Below are 19,202 nucleotides of genomic sequence, written 5' to 3'. Positions count from 1 at the left end.
CGCCCGTGGGGCAGGGGATGACGAGGCCCATGCGTACCACGCTTGGCGGCTTGATTGAACTTGGCCGCGCGAGCGGCTAAGGCATCGGGCCAAGTTCGGAGGGAACACATGATAACGCCTACGGCAGTGGCGCTGGAAGATGCCAAGGTCGCGTTCCAGCTGGGGGACGGGCGGGTCTATACGGCGGTGGAGAAGGCGCATCTGACGGTGGCGCAGGGCGAGTTCGTCGCCATCGTCGGCCCGACCGGCTGCGGGAAATCAACACTGCTCAACGTCGCGGCCGGGCTGCTGAAGCCGGCTGCCGGGAGCGTCAGGATATTCGACCAGCCGCTCGCCGGGCTGAATCGGGATGCCGGCTATCTGTTCCAGGCCGATGCGCTGTTCCCCTGGAAGACCGCGCTGGACAACGTCGCGATCGGGCTCGAAGTCAGCGGCACGCCGCGCGGCGAGACGCTGCCGCGGGCGCAGACATGGCTGACCTCGGTCGGCCTGGGTGCCTTCGCCAACCGCTATCCGCACATGCTCTCGGGCGGCCAGCGCAAGCGCGTGGCGCTGGCGCAGGTGCTGATCCGCGATCCAAAGATCCTGCTGATGGACGAGCCGTTCGGGCCGCTGGATGCACAGACCCGGCAGGTCATGGGCAACCTGCTGCTCGACCTCTGGAACGCCGACCGCAAGGCCGTGCTGTTCGTCACCCACGATCTGGAGGAGGCGATCGCGCTCGCCGACCGCGTCGTGATCATGTCGGCGGGGCCGTCCTCGCGCATCATCGGCGACTGGCGCGTGAGCCTGCCGCGCCCGCGCGACATTTTTGAAGTGCGGCTGGACAAGGAATTCCATGCGCTTCATCGCGAGATCTGGAGCGTGCTCAAGGACGAGGTCATGAAGGGCTACGCGCAATCCACGCAAGCGGCGGAGGCGGTGTGATGTCGCGCGTGACGCTGCTCTCGCTGCAAGTGCTGGTCGCGGTGGTCTGCCTCGCGCTGTGGCAATTGCTCTCGACCGTACCCGTGTTCGGCAAGATCCTGCTGCCGCCGTTCTTCTTCTCCAACCCGGTCGATGTCTTCGCCCAGATCGTCAAATGGTTCTCGTCCGGCGTGATCTGGAAGCATCTCGGCATCACGCTGATGGAATCGATCCTGGCCTTCGTGATCGGATCGGCCGGCGGCGTGCTGATCGGCTTCTGGTTCGCGCGCCAGCCGCTGGTCGCCGCGGTGTTCGATCCCTACGTGAAGATGGTCAACGCACTGCCGCGTGTGGTGCTGGCGCCGATCTTCGCGCTGTGGCTGGGGCTGGGCATCTGGTCCAAGGTCGCGCTCGGCGTGACGCTGGTGTTCTTCATCGTGTTCTTCAACGTCTATCAGGGCGTCAAGGAGGTCAGCCGCACCGTGCTCGACAATGGCCGCATGCTCGGTATGAGCGAGCGGCAGCTGATGCAGCACGTCTATTGGCCCTCCGCGCTGTCGTGGATGTTCTCCTCGCTGCACACGTCGGTGGGCTTTGCCGTGGTCGGTGCGGTCGTCGGCGAATATCTGGGATCGGCGGCGGGGCTCGGCTATCTCATCCAGCAGGCCGAAGGCATCTTCGACGTCGCCGGCGTGTTCGCCGGCATGTTCGTGCTGTCGGCCTTCGTCATCCTGATCGACTTTGGCGTGACGTTGGTGGAGCGGAGACTGCTGGTGTGGCGCCCGACCGTGGACGGACGCGGCTAGGCCGCGAGGGGCCCGCGCACCGCGCGAGCCCCGGATCGATCAGTCCAGCAGTTTGGTGTCGTCGGGGGCCTGCGGCGGCGTCTTGATCGCGATCGCCTTGACCTGTCCGCTGATCGGCTTGGTGCCGCCATGCGGCGTCCCCTTCGGGATGATGACGAGGTCGCCCGGCTTCACCGTGACTTCCTTGTCGCCGAACCAGATCGTGCCGGTGCCCTCTAAAATGTACTGGATCTCGTTGGTGTTGGGATGCATGTGCTTGGGCACATTGCCGACCTGGATCGAGATGGTGGCGCCGTCGGCGCTCGCGAACATCTTGGAACGGAAGCCGACGGCGTTCGCGTTCCCGAGCGCGTCACCCTCCATCTCGCCGGTGTGGATGATCTGCGGCGTGATGTTCTCCGCGGCCAGCGCCGGCAGAAGCAGGTGAGTTGCGCCGCATCCGGCGGCAAAAGCGGTGGCGATCGACAGTCCGATTGCAAGGCGATTCATGGATGATCCTCCCCATCAAGAATTGTTCTTATGGGCGCATGCTATTGCGCCGAAAGGCCGATGGCCAGCGCCTTCGGTCCTGCTTCTCAAGCCAGTCCGGCTGCTCTATGGTGCCGCCAGCCGAACGGAGGAAACCAATGAAGAACACGATAGCCAGGCTCGCGGGCGCGTTGATCGCGCTGACGCTCACCACCGGTCTTGCCGCGGCGCAAAGCAAGGTCACCATCGCGATCGGCGGCGGCTCCTGCCTGTGCTATTTGCCGACGGTGCTGGCAAAACAGCTTGGCGAATACGACAAGGCCGGCCTCAATGTCGAACTCGTGGACCTCAAGGGCGGCTCGGACGCGCTCAAGGCCGTGCTCGGCGGCAGCGCCGACGTGGTCTCCGGCTATTTCGACCATTGCGTCAACCTCGCAGCCAAGAAGCAAGAGCTTCAGGCGTTCGTCGTCTATGACCGCTATCCCGGCCTCGTGCTGGTGGTTTCGCCCTCGCACACCAACGAGATCAAGTCGATCAAGGACCTCGCCGGCAAGAAGGTCGGCGTCAGCGCGCCCGGCTCTTCTACGGACTTCTTCCTCAAATATATGCTCAAGAAAAATGGCGTCGATCCCGCCAGCACCGCCGTGATCGGCGTCGGCCTCGGCGCCACTGCGGTCGCCGCCATGGAGCAGGGCCAGATCGACGCGGCCGTAATGCTCGATCCCTCCGTGACCGTGCTCCAGGGCAGCCACAAGGATCTGCGCATCCTCTCGGACACCCGTACGCAAAAGGATACGCTCGAGACGTTCGGGGGCGAATATCCGGGCGGCGCGCTGTACTCGACCGCTGCCTGGGTTGCCGGCCACGAGAAGGAGACGCAGGCGCTGACCAATGCGATCCTGGGCACGCTCGCCTGGATCCACTCGCACTCGCCCGAGGAGATCATGGCGAAGATGCCGGAGGAGACGGTCGGCAAGAACAAGGACCTCTATCTCGCGGCGCTGAAGAACACGATCCCGATGTTCTCCGAAACCGGCAAGATGGACCCGAAGGGCGCCGACGCAGTGCTCGCGGTTTTCAGCGTCGGCTCCCCCGACGTGGCGAACGCCAAGATCGACGTCAGCAAGACCTTCACCAACAAATATGTCGAGCAGGCCAAGAAGACCACGGGGAGCGCCAAATAACTGACGCCAAGGCTCGGTAACCAAGCGTCATGACGTCACTGACAATCCATCGGGTCACGACGCTTGATCTTGCCGTCCGGCCGATCGTCTGGCCGTTCGCGGAGGAGCGGCGTGACGAGATCGCCACGCATTTCGCCGAGAAGCAGCGCGAGCGGCCAAAGATCTGGAACGGTCGCGTCCTGATCGGGCGGGATGCCGTGTTTACCGACGGCCATCTCGCCGCGACCTATTTCGAGACCGATTTCGCGAGCTTCCTCGCCTGGCGCGACTGGGCTTTCCCGACAAGGCCGTGTTCAACGGTTTTGGCATGGGCGCGCTGCGTAGCTCCGACGGCGCATTCGTGATGGGCGAGATGGCGCAGCATACCGCCAATGCAGGCCGGATCTATTTCCCATCGGGCACGCCCGATCTCGACGACGTCAGGGGCGACACGCTGGACATTCCCGGCAGCGTGATCCGCGAACTCGAGGAAGAGACCGGCCTCACCGCGGCCGACTATCGGGTCGAACCGGACTGGCACTGCGTCGTCACCGGCCCCACGATTGCCATGTTGCAAATTATCAACCTGGACATGCCGGGTGATGTGGCGCGTGCGCGGATCGAAGCCAATCTGGCGCGCGAGGCCGAGCCGGAGCTGTCGGCTATCCATCTCGTGCGCGGAATGAGCGATCTCACGCCGTCCATGCCGCGATTTGTCACGGCCTTCGTCGAGCAGCAGTTCGCGTTGCGCTGACGCGCGAGGCTTGACATCGCTGCGCCCAGCCCATGTGATGGGCAAAAATACAAAAGCAAAAAGAATGCAATGCACAATCGGCCAGGGAGGTTTTGATGCGCGTGCGCATGGCTGCCCGTTTGGTACGTGGGCTGTTGGTCGCGATATCAGCGACGGGCTTGGCGCTGTCCGCCCAGGCCCAGGATCAAGGCAAAGATAAGAAGATCAAGATCGGCGTCGTTTTCGATTTGACAGGGCCTCTCGCCGGCGGCGGCTCTGAACTCGGCTATATTGGAGCAAAGATCGTCCTCGACCATTTCGCCAGGACCGGCGTCGAGGGTTACAAGATCGAAGCGGTCTATGCCGATGCGCAGAGCAAGCCCGACATCGCGATCAACGAATCCGTTCGCCTGCTCGAGCAGGAAAAGGTCGACATGGTGCTCGGCTTCTTCTCCTCGGCGCAATGCGTGCCGGTCGCGGCCCGTGTCGAGCAGCTCAAGAAGTTCATGTGGATGACGACCTGCATCTCGTCGGCCGTGTTCAACGAGAAGGGTTACAAATACGTCTTCCGCCCGCAAGCGAGCGGCGACCAGTTCGGCATGATGACGATGGATTTCATCGCGCAGAACGCCAAGGCGAAGTTCGACAAGGAGCCGAAGGATCTGCGCGTCGCGATCATTCACGAGGACGGCGCCTATGGCGTCGACGTGTCCAGGGGCAACGAGGCCGGCGCGAAAAAGGCGGGCTTCAACGTCGTGATGAAGGAAGGCTATTCGGCCACCGCGCCTGACCTCTCCGCGCTGGTGACCAAGTTGAAGCGCGCCAAGCCCGACGTCATTTTCCACACCGGCTACAACCCCGATATCACGCTGTTGCTGCGTCAGGCGCGCGAGCAGGGGCTGAAATTCGGCGCGCTGATGGGGCATGGTGCGGGTTACGGGGTCTATGAAAAACTGAAGGAAGGCATGGGGGCCGATGCCACCTACATCTTCAACACCGACCCGATCTCGATCTGGCTTGCCAACCAGAAGACCATGGATCCCAAGCTCCCGCCTGTGATCAAGATGGTCGGCGAGGAATTCGACAAGATCCGGCCCGGCGTCGCCATCCGCTCGGCGCATGTCGGCATCGGTGCGTCCAACACTTATGTGTTCATGAATGACGTGCTGCCGCGTGCGATCAAGAAGTACGGTGGCGTCGATCCAGATGCGCTGCGCAAAGCTGCGCTCGACACTGATATTCCCGAGGGCGGCACCATGCTCGGCTTCGGCGTCAAGTTTTACGGCGAGGGCACGCCGATGGCCGGGCAGAACGAGCGCTCGTTTCCGGTCGTGATCCAGTACATCGACGACAAGTCCTCGGTGGTGTGGCCCAAGAGCCAGGCGCAGCGCGAGGCCGTGCTGCCGTTGCCGAAGGGCACCACCTACAGCAACCAGTAGCGCAAATGCGCGCAGAGAGGAGAGCGGGACGGTGCTGGAAGTCAGCGGGCTGGTGAAGCGGTTTGGCGGCTTCACCGCCGTCAACAATGTGTCGTTCAAGGTCGGCCAGGGCGAGATCCTCGGCCTGATCGGCCCCAACGGCTCGGGCAAGAGCACGATCTTCAATATGCTCTCGGGCACGCTGGCGCCGACGTCCGGTTCGATCCTGTTCGACGGCTCCGAGATCGCAGGCCTTCCGCCGCACCGGATCATCAACAGCGGCATCGGCCGCACCTTCCAGATCCCGCGGCCATTCCGTCGCCTGACGATCTTCGAGAACGTCGCGCTCGCCGGATTTTACGGCCAGGGCCGCCACAGCCGTGCCAGGGCCGAGGAGGCGGCCGAAAGATCGCTGGCGATGGTCGGCCTGCCGACCGATCGCCATGCCAGCGTCGATGGCCTCGGCGCAGCCGGCCTGAAGAAGCTCGAGCTGGCGAAAGCGCTCGCCACCGCGCCAAAACTCCTGCTGGCCGACGAGAGCCTCGGCGGCCTCGACGAGGCCGAGATGGGGCAGGCGGCCAACATGCTGCGCAACATCCGCGACGAACTCGGCATCACCATCATCTGGGTCGAGCACATCATGGGCGTGCTGATGCGCGTCGTCGATCGCGTCATGGTGCTCGATCACGGCGAGAAGATCTCGGAAGGATTGCCAAGTGCCGTTGCCGGCGATCCCCGTGTCATCGAGGTCTATCTCGGCACCGATGCCGAGACCACGCAGGCCGCGGCCGCCGCAGCGCGCCGCCGCGCGGGGGTGCAGTGATGCTTGAGCTCCGCGGCGTCAATGCCGGCTATGGCACCTTCCAGGCACTGTTCGGCGTCGATCTCGACGTGAAGGCGGGGGAGGCCGTCGGCGTCATCGGGCCGAATGGGGCCGGCAAGACCACGCTGATGCGCGTCATCTCCGGGCTGATCCGTCCCTCGCGTGGCTCGATCAGAATGGAAGCCGTCGACGTCGTGGCCACGCCGCCGCACAAGATTGTCAGCCTCGGGATCGCGCATGTGCCGGAGAACCGGCGGCTGTTTCCGCAGCTCTCGGTCGACGACAATCTCAAGATGGGTGCCTTCATGCAGGAGGCGCGCGGCCACTATGCCGAGCGGCTGGACGTGGTGTTCGAGCTGTTTCCGCGCCTGAAGGAGCGCCGCCACCAGATGGCCGGCACCATGTCCGGCGGCGAGCAGCAGATGTGCGCGATCGGCCGCGCGCTGATGTCGAATCCAAAGCTGCTGCTGCTCGACGAGCCGTCGGCGGGGCTCGCGCCGGTCGTGGTGCAACAGGTGTTCGAGCTGGTGAAGCGGATCCGCGCCAGCGGGCTGACCGTGCTGATCGTCGAGCAGAATGTGCAGCAGGTGCTGAAGGTGGTCGATCGCGCCTATCTGATCGAGGCGGGCACGATCAGGTCCTCAGGCACCTCGGCCGAGATGCTGGCGAGCGACACGGTCAAGGAAGCTTATCTCGGGGTGTGAGGTTCATGCGGGCATGCAAGCATTTCTGGACATTTTCGACATCTACCTGCTGGAGGCCGTGATCAACGGCATCCTGCTCGGCGGCGTGCTGGCGTTGCTCGCGCTCGGGCTCAATTTGATCTTCGGCGTCATCGACGTGACCTGGATCTGCTATGCCGAGCTGGTGATGATCGGCATGTACGCCATGTACTTCCTGGTGCAGTATTACGGCATCAGTTACTTCCTCGCCGCGCCGCTCACCATCCTGCTGGTCGCGGTGCTCGGCGCGGCGCTGCATTACCTCGTGATCGCGCCGCTCCTCACTGCGCCGCCGATCAACCAGTTGCTGGCGACCGGCGGGGTGCTGTTCGTGCTGCAGAGCTTTGCCACCGTCGCCTTCGGCATCGACTTCCGCAACCTCGGTATTCGCCTGCCGGTGCTCGCCTTCGGCGACATGAATTTCAGCTACGCACGACTTCTGTCCTTCCTGGCCGCGCTGGTCGGCATGGTCGCGGTCTATCTGTTCATGACGCGGACCTTCACCGGCACCGCGATCCGCGCGATCTCGCAGGACCGGCAGATCATGGCGCTGATGGGCGTCGATACCAAGCGGATCTATCTCATCACCTCCGCGATCGGCGGGGGGCTGGCCGGGCTCGCCGCCTGCCTCCTTGTGCTGCAATATGACGTGCATCCCTTCGTCGGCCTGTCGTTCGGACCGATCACGTTCCTGATCTGCGTGCTCGGGGGCCTCGGCAATTTCATCGGCGGCTTCATCGCCGCCTTCGTGTTCGCCGAGATCATCTCGCTCGGCGGCCTGTTCTCCGATCTCGAATGGGGCTATGTGCTCGCCTTCGCCTTCTTCATCGTCATGATGTTCATCCGGCCCGCGGGCCTGCTCGCGAGGCGCCGATGATGGGGCGGGGACGGCTTGCTGCCTGGGCGGTGGGATTGGCGGCGCTGGTCGCGCTGCCTTTCGTCTATCGCGATCCCTATCATCTGCACATCCTGGTGCTGATCCTGATCTGGTCGTTCGCCTATACGTCCTGGTCGATGATGGGGCGGTTCGGCCTCGTCTCGCTCGGCCATGGCGGGTTCATGGGAATAGGCGCCTATGTCACCGCGCTACTCTGGAATCACCTGGGATGGTCGCCCTGGATCGGTATCCCCATCGGCATGGTCGCGGCCGGCGCGCTGGCGCTGATCGTCGGCTATCCCTGTTTCCGCTTCCGCATCACCGGGCACTATTTCGTGCTGGTGACGCTCGCGCTCTCCGGCATCGTGCTCCAGGTCATCACGGCGACGCGCGACTACACCGGCGGCTCGCTCGGCTACACGCCGAACCGGGCCGCAGGCAACAAGCTCTGGTCGCTGCAATTCGACGACAAGATCACCTGGTACCTGATCGCGCTCGGGGTCTGGCTGTTCGGCATCGTGGTCTGGCACTGGGTCGACCGCAGCATGGCCCGCTATGCGCTGGAGGCGATCTCGGAGGACGAGGACGCCGCGGCTGCCGCCGGCGTCGACGTCACCGCGGAGAAGCTGAAGATCACGCTGCTCAGCGCGTTGATGACGGCGCTCGCCGGCGCGATCTACTGCCAGTACCAGATGTTCATCACGCCCGACACCGTCAGCGGCATCGCGGTGTCGCTCCAGATGGTGTTCGCGGCCATCGTCGGCGGCCTGTTCGTCTCGCTCGGCCCGACCTTCGGCGCCGTCATCACGATTATGCTGGCCGAGACCCTGCGCATCGGCTTCGGTACCAAGGCGGTCGGCTGGGACAATCTCGTCTACGGCGTGCTGCTCGTGCTTTTCATCATATTCCTTCCGAAGGGCATCCTTGGTAGCTTGCTCGATCGATTGAAGCCGCAACGCAAGGTGTCCCGCGCTCATGAGCAAGAAGTCGTCCAAATCGCTCGCCCAGGAACTTGACCGCTACATCACGCCATTCCGCTACGATGGTTCGGGCAAGTTTCATCTCAAGGATCACAAGACCAACGAGAAGGGCGACCTCGACAAGGAGAAGGCCCAGGAGATTCTCGATGCCAACATGAAGCGGCTGATCGCGTTTCAGGAGAAGCTCTACGCCCAGGACCGCTGGTCGGTGCTGATCGTGTTCCAGGCGATGGACGCCGGCGGCAAGGATTCTGCGATCAAGGCGATCTTCGAGGGCATCAATCCGCAGGGCTGCGCAGTCAGTGCCTTCAAGGCGCCGAGCAGCAAGGAGCTCGATCACGATTTCCTCTGGCGCCACGCGATCGCGCTGCCGGAGCGCGGCCATATCGGCATCTTCAACCGCTCCCACTACGAGGAATGCCTGGTGACGCGCGTGCACCCGGAGATCCTCGCCAAGGAGAAGCTGCCGCAGAAGCTCCTCACCAAGAACATCTGGAAAGAGCGATTCGAGGACATCTCTGCGTGGGAGCGCTATCTCTCGCGTAACGGCACCGTGGTGCTGAAATTCTTCCTCAACCTGTCCAAGGACGAGCAGCGCGAGCGCTTCCTCGATCGGCTGGAGGATCCGTCCAAGCAGTGGAAGTTCTCCATGGACGACATCAAGGAACGCGCGCTGTGGCCGCGCTACCAGGCGGTCTATCAGGACATCGTCCGGCACACGGCAACGCCTCATGCGCCGTGGTATGTCGTGCCGGCCGACCACAAATGGTTCGCGCGCGTCGTGATCGGGTCGGCCATCGTCGCGGCGCTCGAAAAGCTTGATCTGCGCTTCCCCCGCGCCGACAAGGCCTCGCTGGGCGAGTTCGACGAGGTGCGCAAGGCGCTGGAGAAAGAGGAGAAGGCGGACAAGAAACAAAAAACGCGAAAACAACCCCATGCACAGTAGACGGGGATAATGAAATCAATGACTTGAAGGTCTGCGCGAGCGCTTGCGGATTTAACGAAATCGTTTGACCCGTCGGGCAAAACAGGGGCATGATGTCATCATCCCAAATTCCTCGGGACCGGCGCCCCACCCGTAGCAGAAGCGGTTCACGTTTGCAGGAAGGGCAGTCTCGTAATTCATCTACTTCCCGTATTTCGCTGCAGCGAATCCGTCGCAGTGAGATGGAACGCGTCCTCAAATGTGATACCGCGGCCGTTGATCTTGCTTGACAGTCCTGTGTCACGGGAGGACCATCGTAATGGTCGCAAACAAGCGACGCGCAACGTCCACATCAAGAGCAAGGGGAGGTCTATGACACCACCTCCGCAGATCCAGCCGCGGTAAGTGCGATGGAGCTCGTTCGGACTATCGCATAGCGGCAGAAAACCGCGAACGGCACGCCGGGCCAAGGTTTAGAGGGCTGCATCAGTGTGGCATAGCCCCTACCTGCCCGGCGCTGTATTCTGCAGCACATCGATTGCATCACACCGAATTATGTCGGATGGCCGTGACGCGGCCGTCGCGCTTTTGACATCCTGCTTCTCTCCTCCTCATCGCCGTCATTCCGGTCCGACTCCCGGAGTGACGGTAGAGGTTTTGTGCGTCCTCATTCCAGTGGCGCACGTCCCAGCTTGAGACCGCGGTTCCCGTTTCCTGCACCGCGGCAAATGCCAAGAGAATGTCGCCTCATTGGCCAACTTCCGACACAGCGCCCGGGCGAATAGCGTCGATCCGACATGATGCATGTGCTTCGGCGGTGACGGTCCCGACGTCGCCGTCGCATTTATTTTTCCCAGGGAATCCCTCGTGTCGCATAAGCTTGCCTCCGCGCTTCTCGCCGCGCTCTTGATCGCGATCTCATCTCTCTCCAGCACCCGCGCCGCGCCGCCCGCACCGGCGGCCACTAGCGCTGCCGCGTTGTCGCCCGACGAGGCCAGGCGCGCGCTGGAGACGCTGCAGGACGACAAGAAGCGCGCGCAGATCATCGACACGCTGCGCGTGATCGCGAATGCGTCAGGTCCACAGCAGCCCGCGCCCGAGCCAAAATCGCCGATCCCGCTCGCGGCCGACGGCCTTGGTGCGCAGCTCATGCTCACCGTGTCCGAGGAGATCGGCGAAATTTCGCGAGACGTCGCCGATATGGCCAGGACGTTCATGCACTTCCCGGCGTTCTACTACTGGATCGTGCGGACCGCGAACGATCCCGCGGCCTACAATCTCCTGATCGAGATTGGTTGGAAGCTCGCGCTGGTGTTCGGCTGCGCCTTCTGCGCCGAATGGGTGATCTTCCGTCTGATCCGCCGCCCCGTCGCGTTCCTGGAAGGGCGCATGCCGCAAACGGCGTGCCTGCCGGTGCAGGTGTTGCCCATTGCCGATCCGCCGTCATCCGTCGCCGATGTCACCCCGGCGCCCGAACTGCACATGCGCCGCCACAGCCTGGCGCGGGCCTGGCAAATCATGCTGCGGCTGCCGCTCGTGCTGGGACGCTTCCTGCTCGAGCTGCTACCCGTGTTGGTCTTTGTCGGAGTCGCCACGGCGCTGCTCGGCACCGAGATCGGCGAGCCCACCACCGTCCGCCTCGTGATCCTCGCCGTCGTCAACGCCTATGCGTTCTCGCGCGGGCTCATCTGTGTGGTCCGTGTGCTGGCGGGACCGTTCGGCTTGTTTCCGGTCAAGGCCGAAACCGCCGCCTATATCGAGATCTGGGCGCGCCGCATCGTCGGTGTCGGCGTCTCCGGCATCGCCTTTGCCAACGTGGCGCTGCTGCTCGGCCTGCATCGCGCCGGCTATGCCGCGCTCTTGCGCATGGTGATGCTGGTCGTGCATCTCTTCATCGTCGTCATCATCCTGCAATGCCGCCGCCAGGTCGCCGAAGCCATCCGCGCGCCGGCCGACCGGCAGGGGCTCGCGGCGCGACTGCGCAACCGCATCGCGGGCGGCTGGCACTATCTCGCCATCGCGCTCGACCTCGCGCTGTGGGCGGTGTGGGCGCTGAACATCCGCAATGGCTATTCGTTGCTGCTGCAATATTTCGTCGGCACCATCGCGGTGGCGCTGATCACGCGCGTTGCCATCATGCTGACGCTGGGCCTGATCGACCGCGGCTTCCGCATCAAGCCGGAAATCCTCCAGCGGTTTCCGGGCCTCGAGATCCGCGCCAACCGCTACCTGCCGCTGCTGCGCAAGATCGTATCTGGCGTGATCGCCTTCATCGGCCTGGTGGCCGTGCTCGAAGTCTGGGGCGTCGACGCCATCGTCTGGTTCTATGGCGGCCAGATCGGCAGCCGGCTGATCTCGGCGGTGGTGACGATCGGACTTGCCGTGTTCATCGCAGCTGCGATTTGGGAAGCCAGCAACGCGCTGCTGGACCGCCAGATCAATACGCTGTCGCGCGATGGGCACTATGCCCGCGCCGCGCGGCTGCGGACCTTTCGGCCGATGCTGCGCACGGCCTTGCTGTGCGTGATCGCGACCGTCGTCGGCCTCACGGCGCTCAGCGAGATCGGCGTCAACGTCGCGCCGCTGCTGGCGGGCGCCGGCATCGTCGGCATCGCCATCGGCTTCGGCTCGCAGAAGCTGGTGCAGGATCTCATCACCGGGCTGTTCCTGCTGCTGGAGAACACCGTCCAGGTCGGCGACAGCGTCAGCGTGTCCGGGCTATCGGGCGTGGTCGAGAACGTCTCGATCCGCACGATCAGGCTGCGGGCCGGCGACGGTGCCGTTCACATCGTGCCGTTCAGCGCGGTCACCACCATCACCAATGCCAGCCGTGGCGCCGGCAATGCGTCCGTCAGCGTCAACGTCGCCTACAAGGAAGACACCGACCGCGCCGGCCAGATCCTCAAAGATATCGTCGACGAGATGCGCCGCGAGGTCGAATTCCGCAGCCTGATCCGCGGCGATCTCGAGCTCTGGGGCATCGACAAGGTCGACGGCGCCATGGTGTCGATCGTCGGCCAGATCCGCTGCACCGAGGCCGGCCGCTGGCCGGTGCAGCGCGAATTCAACCGTCGCATGAAGCAGCGCTTCCAGCACAACGGCATCGAGGTCGCATCGGCCACCCAGACCATCCTGATGCACATCGCGCCGCCGGCTGACAACGCCGCTCATCTGACGCCGCGTCGAGCCGCAGGATAGTGGCGCGGTAAACTTACCGCTTGCCTTGGTCGAACCGGCAGCGTTCACTTCGCCCCAGCCCGCTGACGACATGCGGGCGGCAAAAAAGGGTGGATGGAATGCAGGGGCGGTGGGCTGGACTGCGTGGCCACGTGATGGTCGTGTGCGCCTTGATCGGAAGTGCGGCGTGGACCGCTCCTGCGAGCGCGCAGCCGTTTCCGTCGCGGCCGATCACCCTCGTGGTGCCGTTCGCGGCGGGCGGTCCGACCGATACGCTGGCGCGCATCCTGTCCGAACGCATCGCCGCCGAATTGCACACGACAATCGTCGTTGAAAACGTGGCGGGCGCCTCCGGCAGCATCGCCGGCGCCCGCGTCGCGCGCGCAACGCCTGATGGCACCACGATCACGATCGGCCATTGGGGCACGCATGTGCTCAACGGCGCGATCTTCAAGCTACCCTATGACGTGATCGCCGATTTCGAGCCGGTCGCGACGATCGCGATGGGCACGCAGCTCATCGTCGGCCGGAAGTCGCTCGAGGCCAACACTCTGAAAGAGATGATCGCGTGGCTGAAGGCCAACCCCGGCAAGGTGACTGCCGGCACGGCCGGTGCGGGCACAGGTGCCCACGTCGCCGGTGTCTTCTTCAAGGAGAGAACCGGCACCGACTTTCAGTTCGTGCCCTATCGCGGCGCGGGGCCCGCCATGATCGACCTCGTGGCCGGGCAGATCGACATCATGTTCGATCAGGCCTCGAACTCGCTGCCGCATTACAAGAACGGTGCGATCAAGGCGTTCGCGGTGACGTCGCCGACGCGGCTCGCCTCCGCGCCCGATATCCCGACGGTCGACGAGGCGGGGCTGCCCGGTCTCTACATCTCCTACTGGCACGGCATCTGGGCGCCGAGAAATACGCCGAAGGAGATCGTCACGAAGCTCAACGCGACCATCGTCACCGTGCTTGCCGACGCTTCCGTCAAGCAGCGGTTTAGCGAATTGGGACAGGAGATTCCTCCGCCCGATCAGCAAACACCCGCAGCGCTTGGAGTCTTCCAGAAGGCCGAAACCGAGAAATGGTGGCCGATCGTGAAGGCCGCCGACATCAAGGCTGAGTAACGCTGTCGCCCATACCACTGACTCATCCTGAGGAGCCCGCGGAGCGGGCGTCTCGAAGGATGCGCCGCGGAGAGCAGGGCCTGCATGATTTGCCCGGCGATGCAAAGCATCGTCCGGAGACGCGCGTTCCGCGCTCCTCACCATGAGAGAGCCTCGCGGCGTTAACCTTTTTCGTGCGCACGACGACCGGTCTGTCACCAAAACCTCGCTGCGGTGCGGGATCACAATCCCTGCCGCGGTTTTCTGCGTCCTTGATCTCAGGTGAGCGCTGGCCGACAATGCCTGCCCTTCAATAAGAAACTCCCTGGGGGAATTCGTGAATAGACCTGCTCGGGTCAGCGCCCATTCGACATCGTCCGATTCCGTGCACGGCATGGCGCTGCTGCGCGATCCCCTGCTCAACAAGGGCACCGCCTTCACCGCGCAGGAGCGCGATGCGCTCGGCCTGCGCGGACTGCTGCCGCCGTGCGTGCTGACGATGGAGACCCAGGTCGAGCGCGTGCTCGTCAACCTGCGCACGCTGCCGACCGATCTCGAAAAATATGTTGCGCTGAATGCGTTGCATGACCGCAACGAGGCGCTGTTCTTCCGCGTCGTCGTCGACAATATCGACGAGATCCAGCCGATCATCTACACGCCGACGGTCGGGCTCGCCTGCCAGAAATACGGCCTGATTTTCCAGCGGCCACGCGGCATGTTCATCTCCTCGCGCGATCGCGGCCAGATCGCCGAGATCCTGAAGAACTGGCCCTATCCGGCCAAGCTGATCGTCGTCACCGATGGCGAGCGCATCCTCGGCCTCGGCGATCTCGGCGCCAACGGCATGGGCATTCCGGTCGGTAAACTCTCGCTCTATTCGGCCTGCGCCGGCGTGCATCCCGAAACGTGTCTGCCGATCGTGCTCGACGTCGGCACCAACAACGAAGAGCTCCTGAAAGACCCATATTATCTCGGCCTGCGCGAGCGGCGGCTCACGGGCGAGGCCTATGACAGCTTCGTCGACGAGTTCATGGTCGCCGCGCGCAAGACCTTTCCGGGAGTGCTGATCCAGTTCGAGGATTTCGCCAACCACTCGGCGTTCAAGCTGCTGCACAAATACCGCGATGAGGCCTGCGTCTTCAACGACGACATCCAGGGCACAGCCGCGGTTGCGCTCGCCGGCCTGTTCTCGGCCTTGCGCGTCAACGGCGGCAAGCTGAAGGATCAGCGCATCCTGTTCCTCGGCGCGGGCGAGGCCGCGACCGGCATCGCCGATCTCGTGACGTCCGCCATGATGGCGGAGGGCGCCTCCGAGGCCGAAGCGCTCCGCCGCAACTGGCTGGTGGATTCCCGCGGCCTGGTCGTTGGCGGCCGTGAAGGCCTGTCCGGTCACAAGCTCCGTTATGCCCATGCCGACCAGGCGCCGATCGCCGACTTCCTCACCGCGATCAGGACGCTGAAGCCGACGGCGATCATCGGCGTTGCCGCGGTCGGCGGCGCCTTCACGCCCGAGGTGCTCAAGGCGATGGCCGAGCTCAACGAACAGCCGATCGTGTTCGCGCTCTCCAACCCGACCTCGAAGGCCGAATGTTCGGCGGAGGACGCCTACCGCTACACCGGGGGCCGCGCGCTGTTTGCCTGCGGCAGCCCGTATGATCCTGTGAAGCTGAACGGCCGCACCTTCGTGCCGCGCCAGGGCAACAACTCCTACATCTTCCCGGGCGTCGGCCTCGGCGTCATCGCCAGCCGCTCGCGGCTGGTGACGGACGAGATGTTCATGGCGGCCGCCCATACGCTGGCCGATTGCGTCGGCAAGGACGATCTTGCGCAAGGCAGCCTCTACCCGGCGCTGCCGCGCATCCGCGAGGTCTCGGTCCGCATCGCTGCCGCCGTCGCCGATGTCGCCTATCAGCGCGGACTCGCGGACGGACCCGCGCCCAACGACGTGAAGGGATTGGTTCAGTCCCAGATGTACGAGCCGAAGTACTGAAGCCTCCGCATCGTCATGCCCGGGACAAGCCCGGGCATGACGACCGCCTAAAGCAAGCCCCGTTCGGTCAGCATCCGATACCATTTCAGGTAGAAACCCCGTTGCGCGGCGCGGCGGTATATGCGACGCTCTGTAGCGCTACAAGAAAATTCGAAAACCAAGGTAAGCCGCCATGGACGATCGTTTGCCCGACCTGGGCGACCTCGAGCACGAGGTCATGCAACTGGTTTGGGCCCATGGTCCTGTGACGGCCGAAATTGTGCGCGAAAAGCTGTCGCGTCGGCTGAAGGAATCCACCGTGCGCACGGTGCTGCGCCGGCTGGAAGAAAAGGGCTATGCTCGGCACACGGTGGACGGACGCACCTATGTCTACCACGCAGCCGAAGCGCGCGCGCGGGTTGCGGCCAAGGCGGTGCAGCGCATCGTCGACTGGTTCTGCAACGGCTCGATGGAGGAGGTCCTCGTCGGCATGGTCGACAATGCAATGCTCGACCAGCAGCAGTTGCGCACACTGGCCGACCAGGTCGCCAAGGCGAAGAAGGCGAGGGGAGTGAAGAAAGAATGATCGCAACTCTGGCGGAGGCGGCGCTGCGCTCCCTTGTGCTGGGAGGCGTCGTCTGGTTCGGCCTCAACCTGTTTCGCGTGCGCAATCCGCACGCTCACATGACAGCGTGGGTCGTCGTGCTGCTGGCATCGCTGGCGATGCCCGTGGTGATGCATTGGCCGACGGTCACGATCACCCGGCTGCCATTGCCGGTATCGGTGCCGGATGATGTCCTGCCGGCTGACATCTCGATGTTCGAGATGCCGCAGCCCATGCAGCCGATCGCGCCCGGCGCGGCGATTGCTTCCCCGGCGCAGAGCGGCGTCTCGATCAATTGGTGGCTTGTCGCCACAATCGTCCATGTCGCCGTCGCCAGCCTGTTGCTGCTGCGGCTGGCCATCGGCCTCTATCTGACCTGGCGCCTCGCGCGCGCGGCAAGGCCGATCAATGGTCCGCACCTGGTCGACGCCGATGTGCGCGTCAGTCGCGACGTCGGCGGTCCCGTCACGTTTGGCTCGACCATTCTGGTGCCGCCGCAATTTGCCGGCTGGGACGCCAAGAAGCGGCTCGCGGTGCTCGCGCATGAGGGCGCGCATGTCGCCAACCGCGATTTCTATATCCTCCTGCTCGCCTCTCTCAATCGCGCGGTGTTCTGGTTCAGCCCGTTCGCCTGGTGGCAGCTCGCGCGTCTTGCCGAACTTGCCGAGATCATCAGCGACGCCGAGGCCATCGAGGTGATCGACGACCGGCTGTCCTATGCGGAAATCCTGCTTGATTTCGCAAGCACGGTAAACCCGCGGCCGCTCGAGCTCGCGATGGCGCGGGCCTCGACCGTGCGCGCCCGCGTCGAGCGCATCATCGCGACCGCCGCGATGCCGGTCGCGGTCGGCTGGCGCAAGCGGGCGTGGATCGCGGCCGCGATCGTCCCGGCCGTGATCGTGTCCGCCGGCATGATCGCCTATCGTACCCCGGAGCCTGCGCCGCTCGCCGCGGATAGCGGCGAGGTGCCGGCCCAGCATTACCGCCCCTTCGTCAATTTCTACGCCATGGGTCCGGCGTCGGTGTTCGCCATCTTCCGCGAAGGTGACGATCTCTCCGGCCAGCTCACCGGGCAGCGCCGGCTGCGCCTGACGGTCGACAGCGACGGCACCGCGTCCTACATGGCTTCGTCGAGCGAGATCACGTTCCCGCTCGATGCGGAACGTCGCTCCTCCGAACTGATGCTGCGGATCAACGGCCGCGACGTGCGCGCGGTGCGTGTCGCCGAGATGCCGGCGCCGACGACTGAACCTGCCTCGCTCGATCAGTATGTCGGCTGGTACAGGATTGCGCCGAACCGCGTGCTCACCGTGCGCCGCGATGGCGACCGTCTCTGGTTGCAGGAAACCGGGCAGGGCACGACGCAAATCCTTGCCGAGGGCACTGATGCCTTCTCCTTCCGCGGCGACCATCTCGTCATCTTCCTGCGCGACAAGCAGTCGAGGGTCTCGCGCGTGTTGCTACAAGGTGCGGTTTTCGGCGCCCGTCTTGCGGCCCGCGTCGATGCGGCGGTGGCTCAGACGGTCGAAGCGGATTTCGCGCGCCGCCTTGCCGAAGTCCCCGATCGCTTCAGGGAGCAGGTCCCGGCCGTCGGCGGCAAGGAGATGATTGTGCGCGGGATCGAGGATCTGCGCGCCGGCACGCCGAACTACGACCGCATGAGCGCGCCGCTCGCCGCCAAGCTCCACCGCCAGCTCAATGAAATGCACGCGACGTTCGTTGCGCTCGGCGGGCTGGAATCGATCTTCTTCCGCGGCGTCGGACCCGGCGGCTACGACATCTACGGCGCGAAGTTCGAGAACGGTACGGCCGAATTCCGCCTGCTGCTCGAGCCCGACGGCAAGGCCGGCGATGTCATCTTCAGAGCCGACGGCAACGACGAGCTCGGTGGCATCGTGCCTTGCTCTGAGGAGGCGAACGTGCGCGGTCGCGCCGGCACCTCGCCGATCAGGATCATGGTCTATAACGAGATGGGCGACGACATCCAGGTCTTCAATCTCGATGCCGACGGCAATCGGAGGACGCAGAGCGTCGTCAGGCCCAACATGACCTGGGCCTCCACCACCACCGTGAACAATCCGTGGGTGATTGCCGACAAGTCGGGACGGTGTATGGAGATCCTGGTGCCGGGTCGGCAAACGCGCTTCCACAATGTCGAGGCCTCAAACCTCGGCGCGCGTCCGGTTCGCGCAGCGCGGCGCGCCGTTCCGATCGCCAATGGCGAGGAGATGCTGCGCCGCTACATCGAGGGCGTCGGCAGGGGGCAGCCGGACTACGAGCGCATGACGTCCGAGGTCGCCGATATCACACGCGCGCAGCTTCCGTTCGATCAGGCGATTCTGACGCGGCTCGGTGCGCTGCGTGCGGTCTCCTTCCGCGGCGTCACCGCGCTCGACAGCGACATCTATGTCGCCCAGTTCGCCAACGGTTCGGCGGAATGGCGCATCGGCGTCAGAAACGGCACGATCACGAAGATCGCGCTCGGGCCCAATTTCTAGAAGGATCGCCGCCGCTGATCTGCAGGACCGGCGGCT

Annotated in this window: 15 protein-coding genes and 1 pseudogene; 15 read left to right on the top strand and 1 reads right to left on the bottom strand. The window is 64.3% G+C overall.

The genetic code is table 11. The features are described from left to right. Positions 1 to 108: 108 nt before the first annotated feature. Both IVB45_RS27840 and IVB45_RS27835 read left to right on the top strand, forming a co-directional pair. Positions 109 to 927: an ABC transporter ATP-binding protein gene (locus IVB45_RS27840; RefSeq protein ID WP_247358826.1), complete on the top strand. Its 819-nt coding sequence runs from the start codon at positions 109 to 111 to the stop codon at positions 925 to 927. Further along, positions 927 to 1,712 carry an ABC transporter permease gene (locus IVB45_RS27835; RefSeq protein WP_247358828.1) on the top strand — a complete coding sequence of 262 codons (786 nt, stop codon included), beginning with the start codon at positions 927 to 929 and terminating at the stop codon, positions 1,710 to 1,712. The genes IVB45_RS27840 and IVB45_RS27835 overlap by 1 nt, the downstream gene beginning before the upstream one ends. 39 nt (positions 1,713 to 1,751) lie before the next feature. On the opposite strand, the gene IVB45_RS27830 is transcribed toward IVB45_RS27835, so the two are convergent. Continuing rightward, positions 1,752 to 2,201: a cupin domain-containing protein gene (locus IVB45_RS27830; protein WP_247358830.1), complete on the bottom strand. Its 450-nt coding sequence runs from the start codon at positions 2,199 to 2,201 to the stop codon at positions 1,752 to 1,754. 137 nt (positions 2,202 to 2,338) lie between these two features. On the opposite strand from IVB45_RS27830, the gene IVB45_RS27825 reads away from it, so the two are divergent. From IVB45_RS27825 to IVB45_RS27765, 13 genes and pseudogenes are all read left to right on the top strand, one after another. After that, entirely contained in the window at positions 2,339 to 3,364 is a 1,026-nt protein-coding gene (locus tag IVB45_RS27825) for an ABC transporter substrate-binding protein (protein WP_027570813.1), read from the top strand. 29 nt (positions 3,365 to 3,393) lie between these two features. After that, a pseudogene (locus IVB45_RS27820) lies at positions 3,394 to 4,097 on the top strand (NUDIX hydrolase). Between the two features lie 95 nt (positions 4,098 to 4,192). Then, positions 4,193 to 5,515 (top strand): ABC transporter substrate-binding protein, encoded by a 1,323-nt coding sequence (locus IVB45_RS27815; RefSeq protein ID WP_247358831.1) that lies wholly within the window; start codon positions 4,193 to 4,195, stop codon positions 5,513 to 5,515. 31 nt (positions 5,516 to 5,546) lie between these two features. Continuing rightward, positions 5,547 to 6,317, top strand: a complete 771-nt coding sequence (locus IVB45_RS27810; RefSeq protein ID WP_247358833.1) for an ABC transporter ATP-binding protein — start codon at positions 5,547 to 5,549, stop codon at positions 6,315 to 6,317. Continuing rightward, a complete protein-coding gene (locus tag IVB45_RS27805) occupies positions 6,317 to 7,021 on the top strand; it encodes an ABC transporter ATP-binding protein (protein ID WP_247358835.1) in 705 nt (234 codons plus the stop codon). Before IVB45_RS27810 ends, IVB45_RS27805 begins: the two co-directional genes overlap by 1 nt. A 13-nt stretch (positions 7,022 to 7,034) precedes the next feature. Then, positions 7,035 to 7,916, top strand: a complete 882-nt coding sequence (locus IVB45_RS27800) for a branched-chain amino acid ABC transporter permease (RefSeq protein ID WP_007613294.1) — start codon at positions 7,035 to 7,037, stop codon at positions 7,914 to 7,916. After that, positions 7,913 to 8,932 (top strand): branched-chain amino acid ABC transporter permease, encoded by a 1,020-nt coding sequence (locus tag IVB45_RS27795; protein ID WP_247358837.1) that lies wholly within the window; start codon positions 7,913 to 7,915, stop codon positions 8,930 to 8,932. Before IVB45_RS27800 ends, IVB45_RS27795 begins: the two co-directional genes overlap by 4 nt. Next, positions 8,892 to 9,842, top strand: a complete 951-nt coding sequence (locus IVB45_RS27790) for a polyphosphate kinase 2 family protein (RefSeq protein WP_247358839.1) — start codon at positions 8,892 to 8,894, stop codon at positions 9,840 to 9,842. Before IVB45_RS27795 ends, IVB45_RS27790 begins: the two co-directional genes overlap by 41 nt. An 846-nt stretch (positions 9,843 to 10,688) precedes the next feature. Then, positions 10,689 to 13,019, top strand: a complete 2,331-nt coding sequence (locus IVB45_RS27785) for a mechanosensitive ion channel domain-containing protein (protein ID WP_247358841.1) — start codon at positions 10,689 to 10,691, stop codon at positions 13,017 to 13,019. A 98-nt stretch (positions 13,020 to 13,117) separates the two neighbouring features. Beyond that, positions 13,118 to 14,116, top strand: a complete 999-nt coding sequence (locus IVB45_RS27780; protein ID WP_247358843.1) for a tripartite tricarboxylate transporter substrate-binding protein — start codon at positions 13,118 to 13,120, stop codon at positions 14,114 to 14,116. A gap of 316 nt (positions 14,117 to 14,432) precedes the next feature. Continuing rightward, the gene (locus tag IVB45_RS27775) at positions 14,433 to 16,085 is read left to right on the top strand and encodes an NAD-dependent malic enzyme (protein ID WP_256469496.1); all 1,653 of its coding nucleotides are present in this window, start codon (positions 14,433 to 14,435) and stop codon (positions 16,083 to 16,085) included. A gap of 172 nt (positions 16,086 to 16,257) precedes the next feature. Then, entirely contained in the window at positions 16,258 to 16,650 is a 393-nt protein-coding gene (locus IVB45_RS27770; protein ID WP_027570822.1) for a BlaI/MecI/CopY family transcriptional regulator, read from the top strand. After that, positions 16,647 to 19,166, top strand: coding sequence for a M56 family metallopeptidase (locus IVB45_RS27765; protein ID WP_247358845.1), 2,520 nt, complete (start codon positions 16,647 to 16,649; stop codon positions 19,164 to 19,166). The genes IVB45_RS27770 and IVB45_RS27765 overlap by 4 nt, the downstream gene beginning before the upstream one ends. Positions 19,167 to 19,202: the final 36 nt, after the last annotated feature.

Origin of the sequence: Bradyrhizobium sp. 4 (genome assembly GCF_023100905.1) — a bacterium.
Lineage (GTDB): Bacteria > Pseudomonadota > Alphaproteobacteria > Rhizobiales > Xanthobacteraceae > Bradyrhizobium.
The sequence above is the reverse complement of the archived record's forward strand: the minus strand, read 5'-3'. Positions and strand labels throughout refer to the sequence as shown.

Bases quoted from the DNA above. Each gene is read 5' to 3' on its own strand.
- IVB45_RS27830 (WP_247358830.1), bottom strand. From the start codon at position 2,201: ATGAATCGCCTTGCAATCGGACTGTCGATCGCCACCGCTTTTGCCGCC.
- IVB45_RS27780 (WP_247358843.1), top strand. From the start codon at position 13,118: ATGCAGGGGCGGTGGGCTGGACTGCGTGGCCACGTGATGGTCGTGTGC.
- IVB45_RS27765 (WP_247358845.1), top strand. From the start codon at position 16,647: ATGATCGCAACTCTGGCGGAGGCGGCGCTGCGCTCCCTTGTGCTGGGA.
- IVB45_RS27800 (WP_007613294.1), top strand. From the start codon at position 7,035: ATGCAAGCATTTCTGGACATTTTCGACATCTACCTGCTGGAGGCCGTG.
- IVB45_RS27790 (WP_247358839.1), top strand. From the start codon at position 8,892: ATGAGCAAGAAGTCGTCCAAATCGCTCGCCCAGGAACTTGACCGCTAC.
- IVB45_RS27840 (WP_247358826.1), top strand. From the start codon at position 109: ATGATAACGCCTACGGCAGTGGCGCTGGAAGATGCCAAGGTCGCGTTC.
- IVB45_RS27795 (WP_247358837.1), top strand. From the start codon at position 7,913: ATGATGGGGCGGGGACGGCTTGCTGCCTGGGCGGTGGGATTGGCGGCG.
- IVB45_RS27770 (WP_027570822.1), top strand. From the start codon at position 16,258: ATGGACGATCGTTTGCCCGACCTGGGCGACCTCGAGCACGAGGTCATG.
- IVB45_RS27825 (WP_027570813.1), top strand. From the start codon at position 2,339: ATGAAGAACACGATAGCCAGGCTCGCGGGCGCGTTGATCGCGCTGACG.
- IVB45_RS27805 (WP_247358835.1), top strand. From the start codon at position 6,317: ATGCTTGAGCTCCGCGGCGTCAATGCCGGCTATGGCACCTTCCAGGCA.
- IVB45_RS27835 (WP_247358828.1), top strand. From the start codon at position 927: ATGTCGCGCGTGACGCTGCTCTCGCTGCAAGTGCTGGTCGCGGTGGTC.
- IVB45_RS27815 (WP_247358831.1), top strand. From the start codon at position 4,193: ATGCGCGTGCGCATGGCTGCCCGTTTGGTACGTGGGCTGTTGGTCGCG.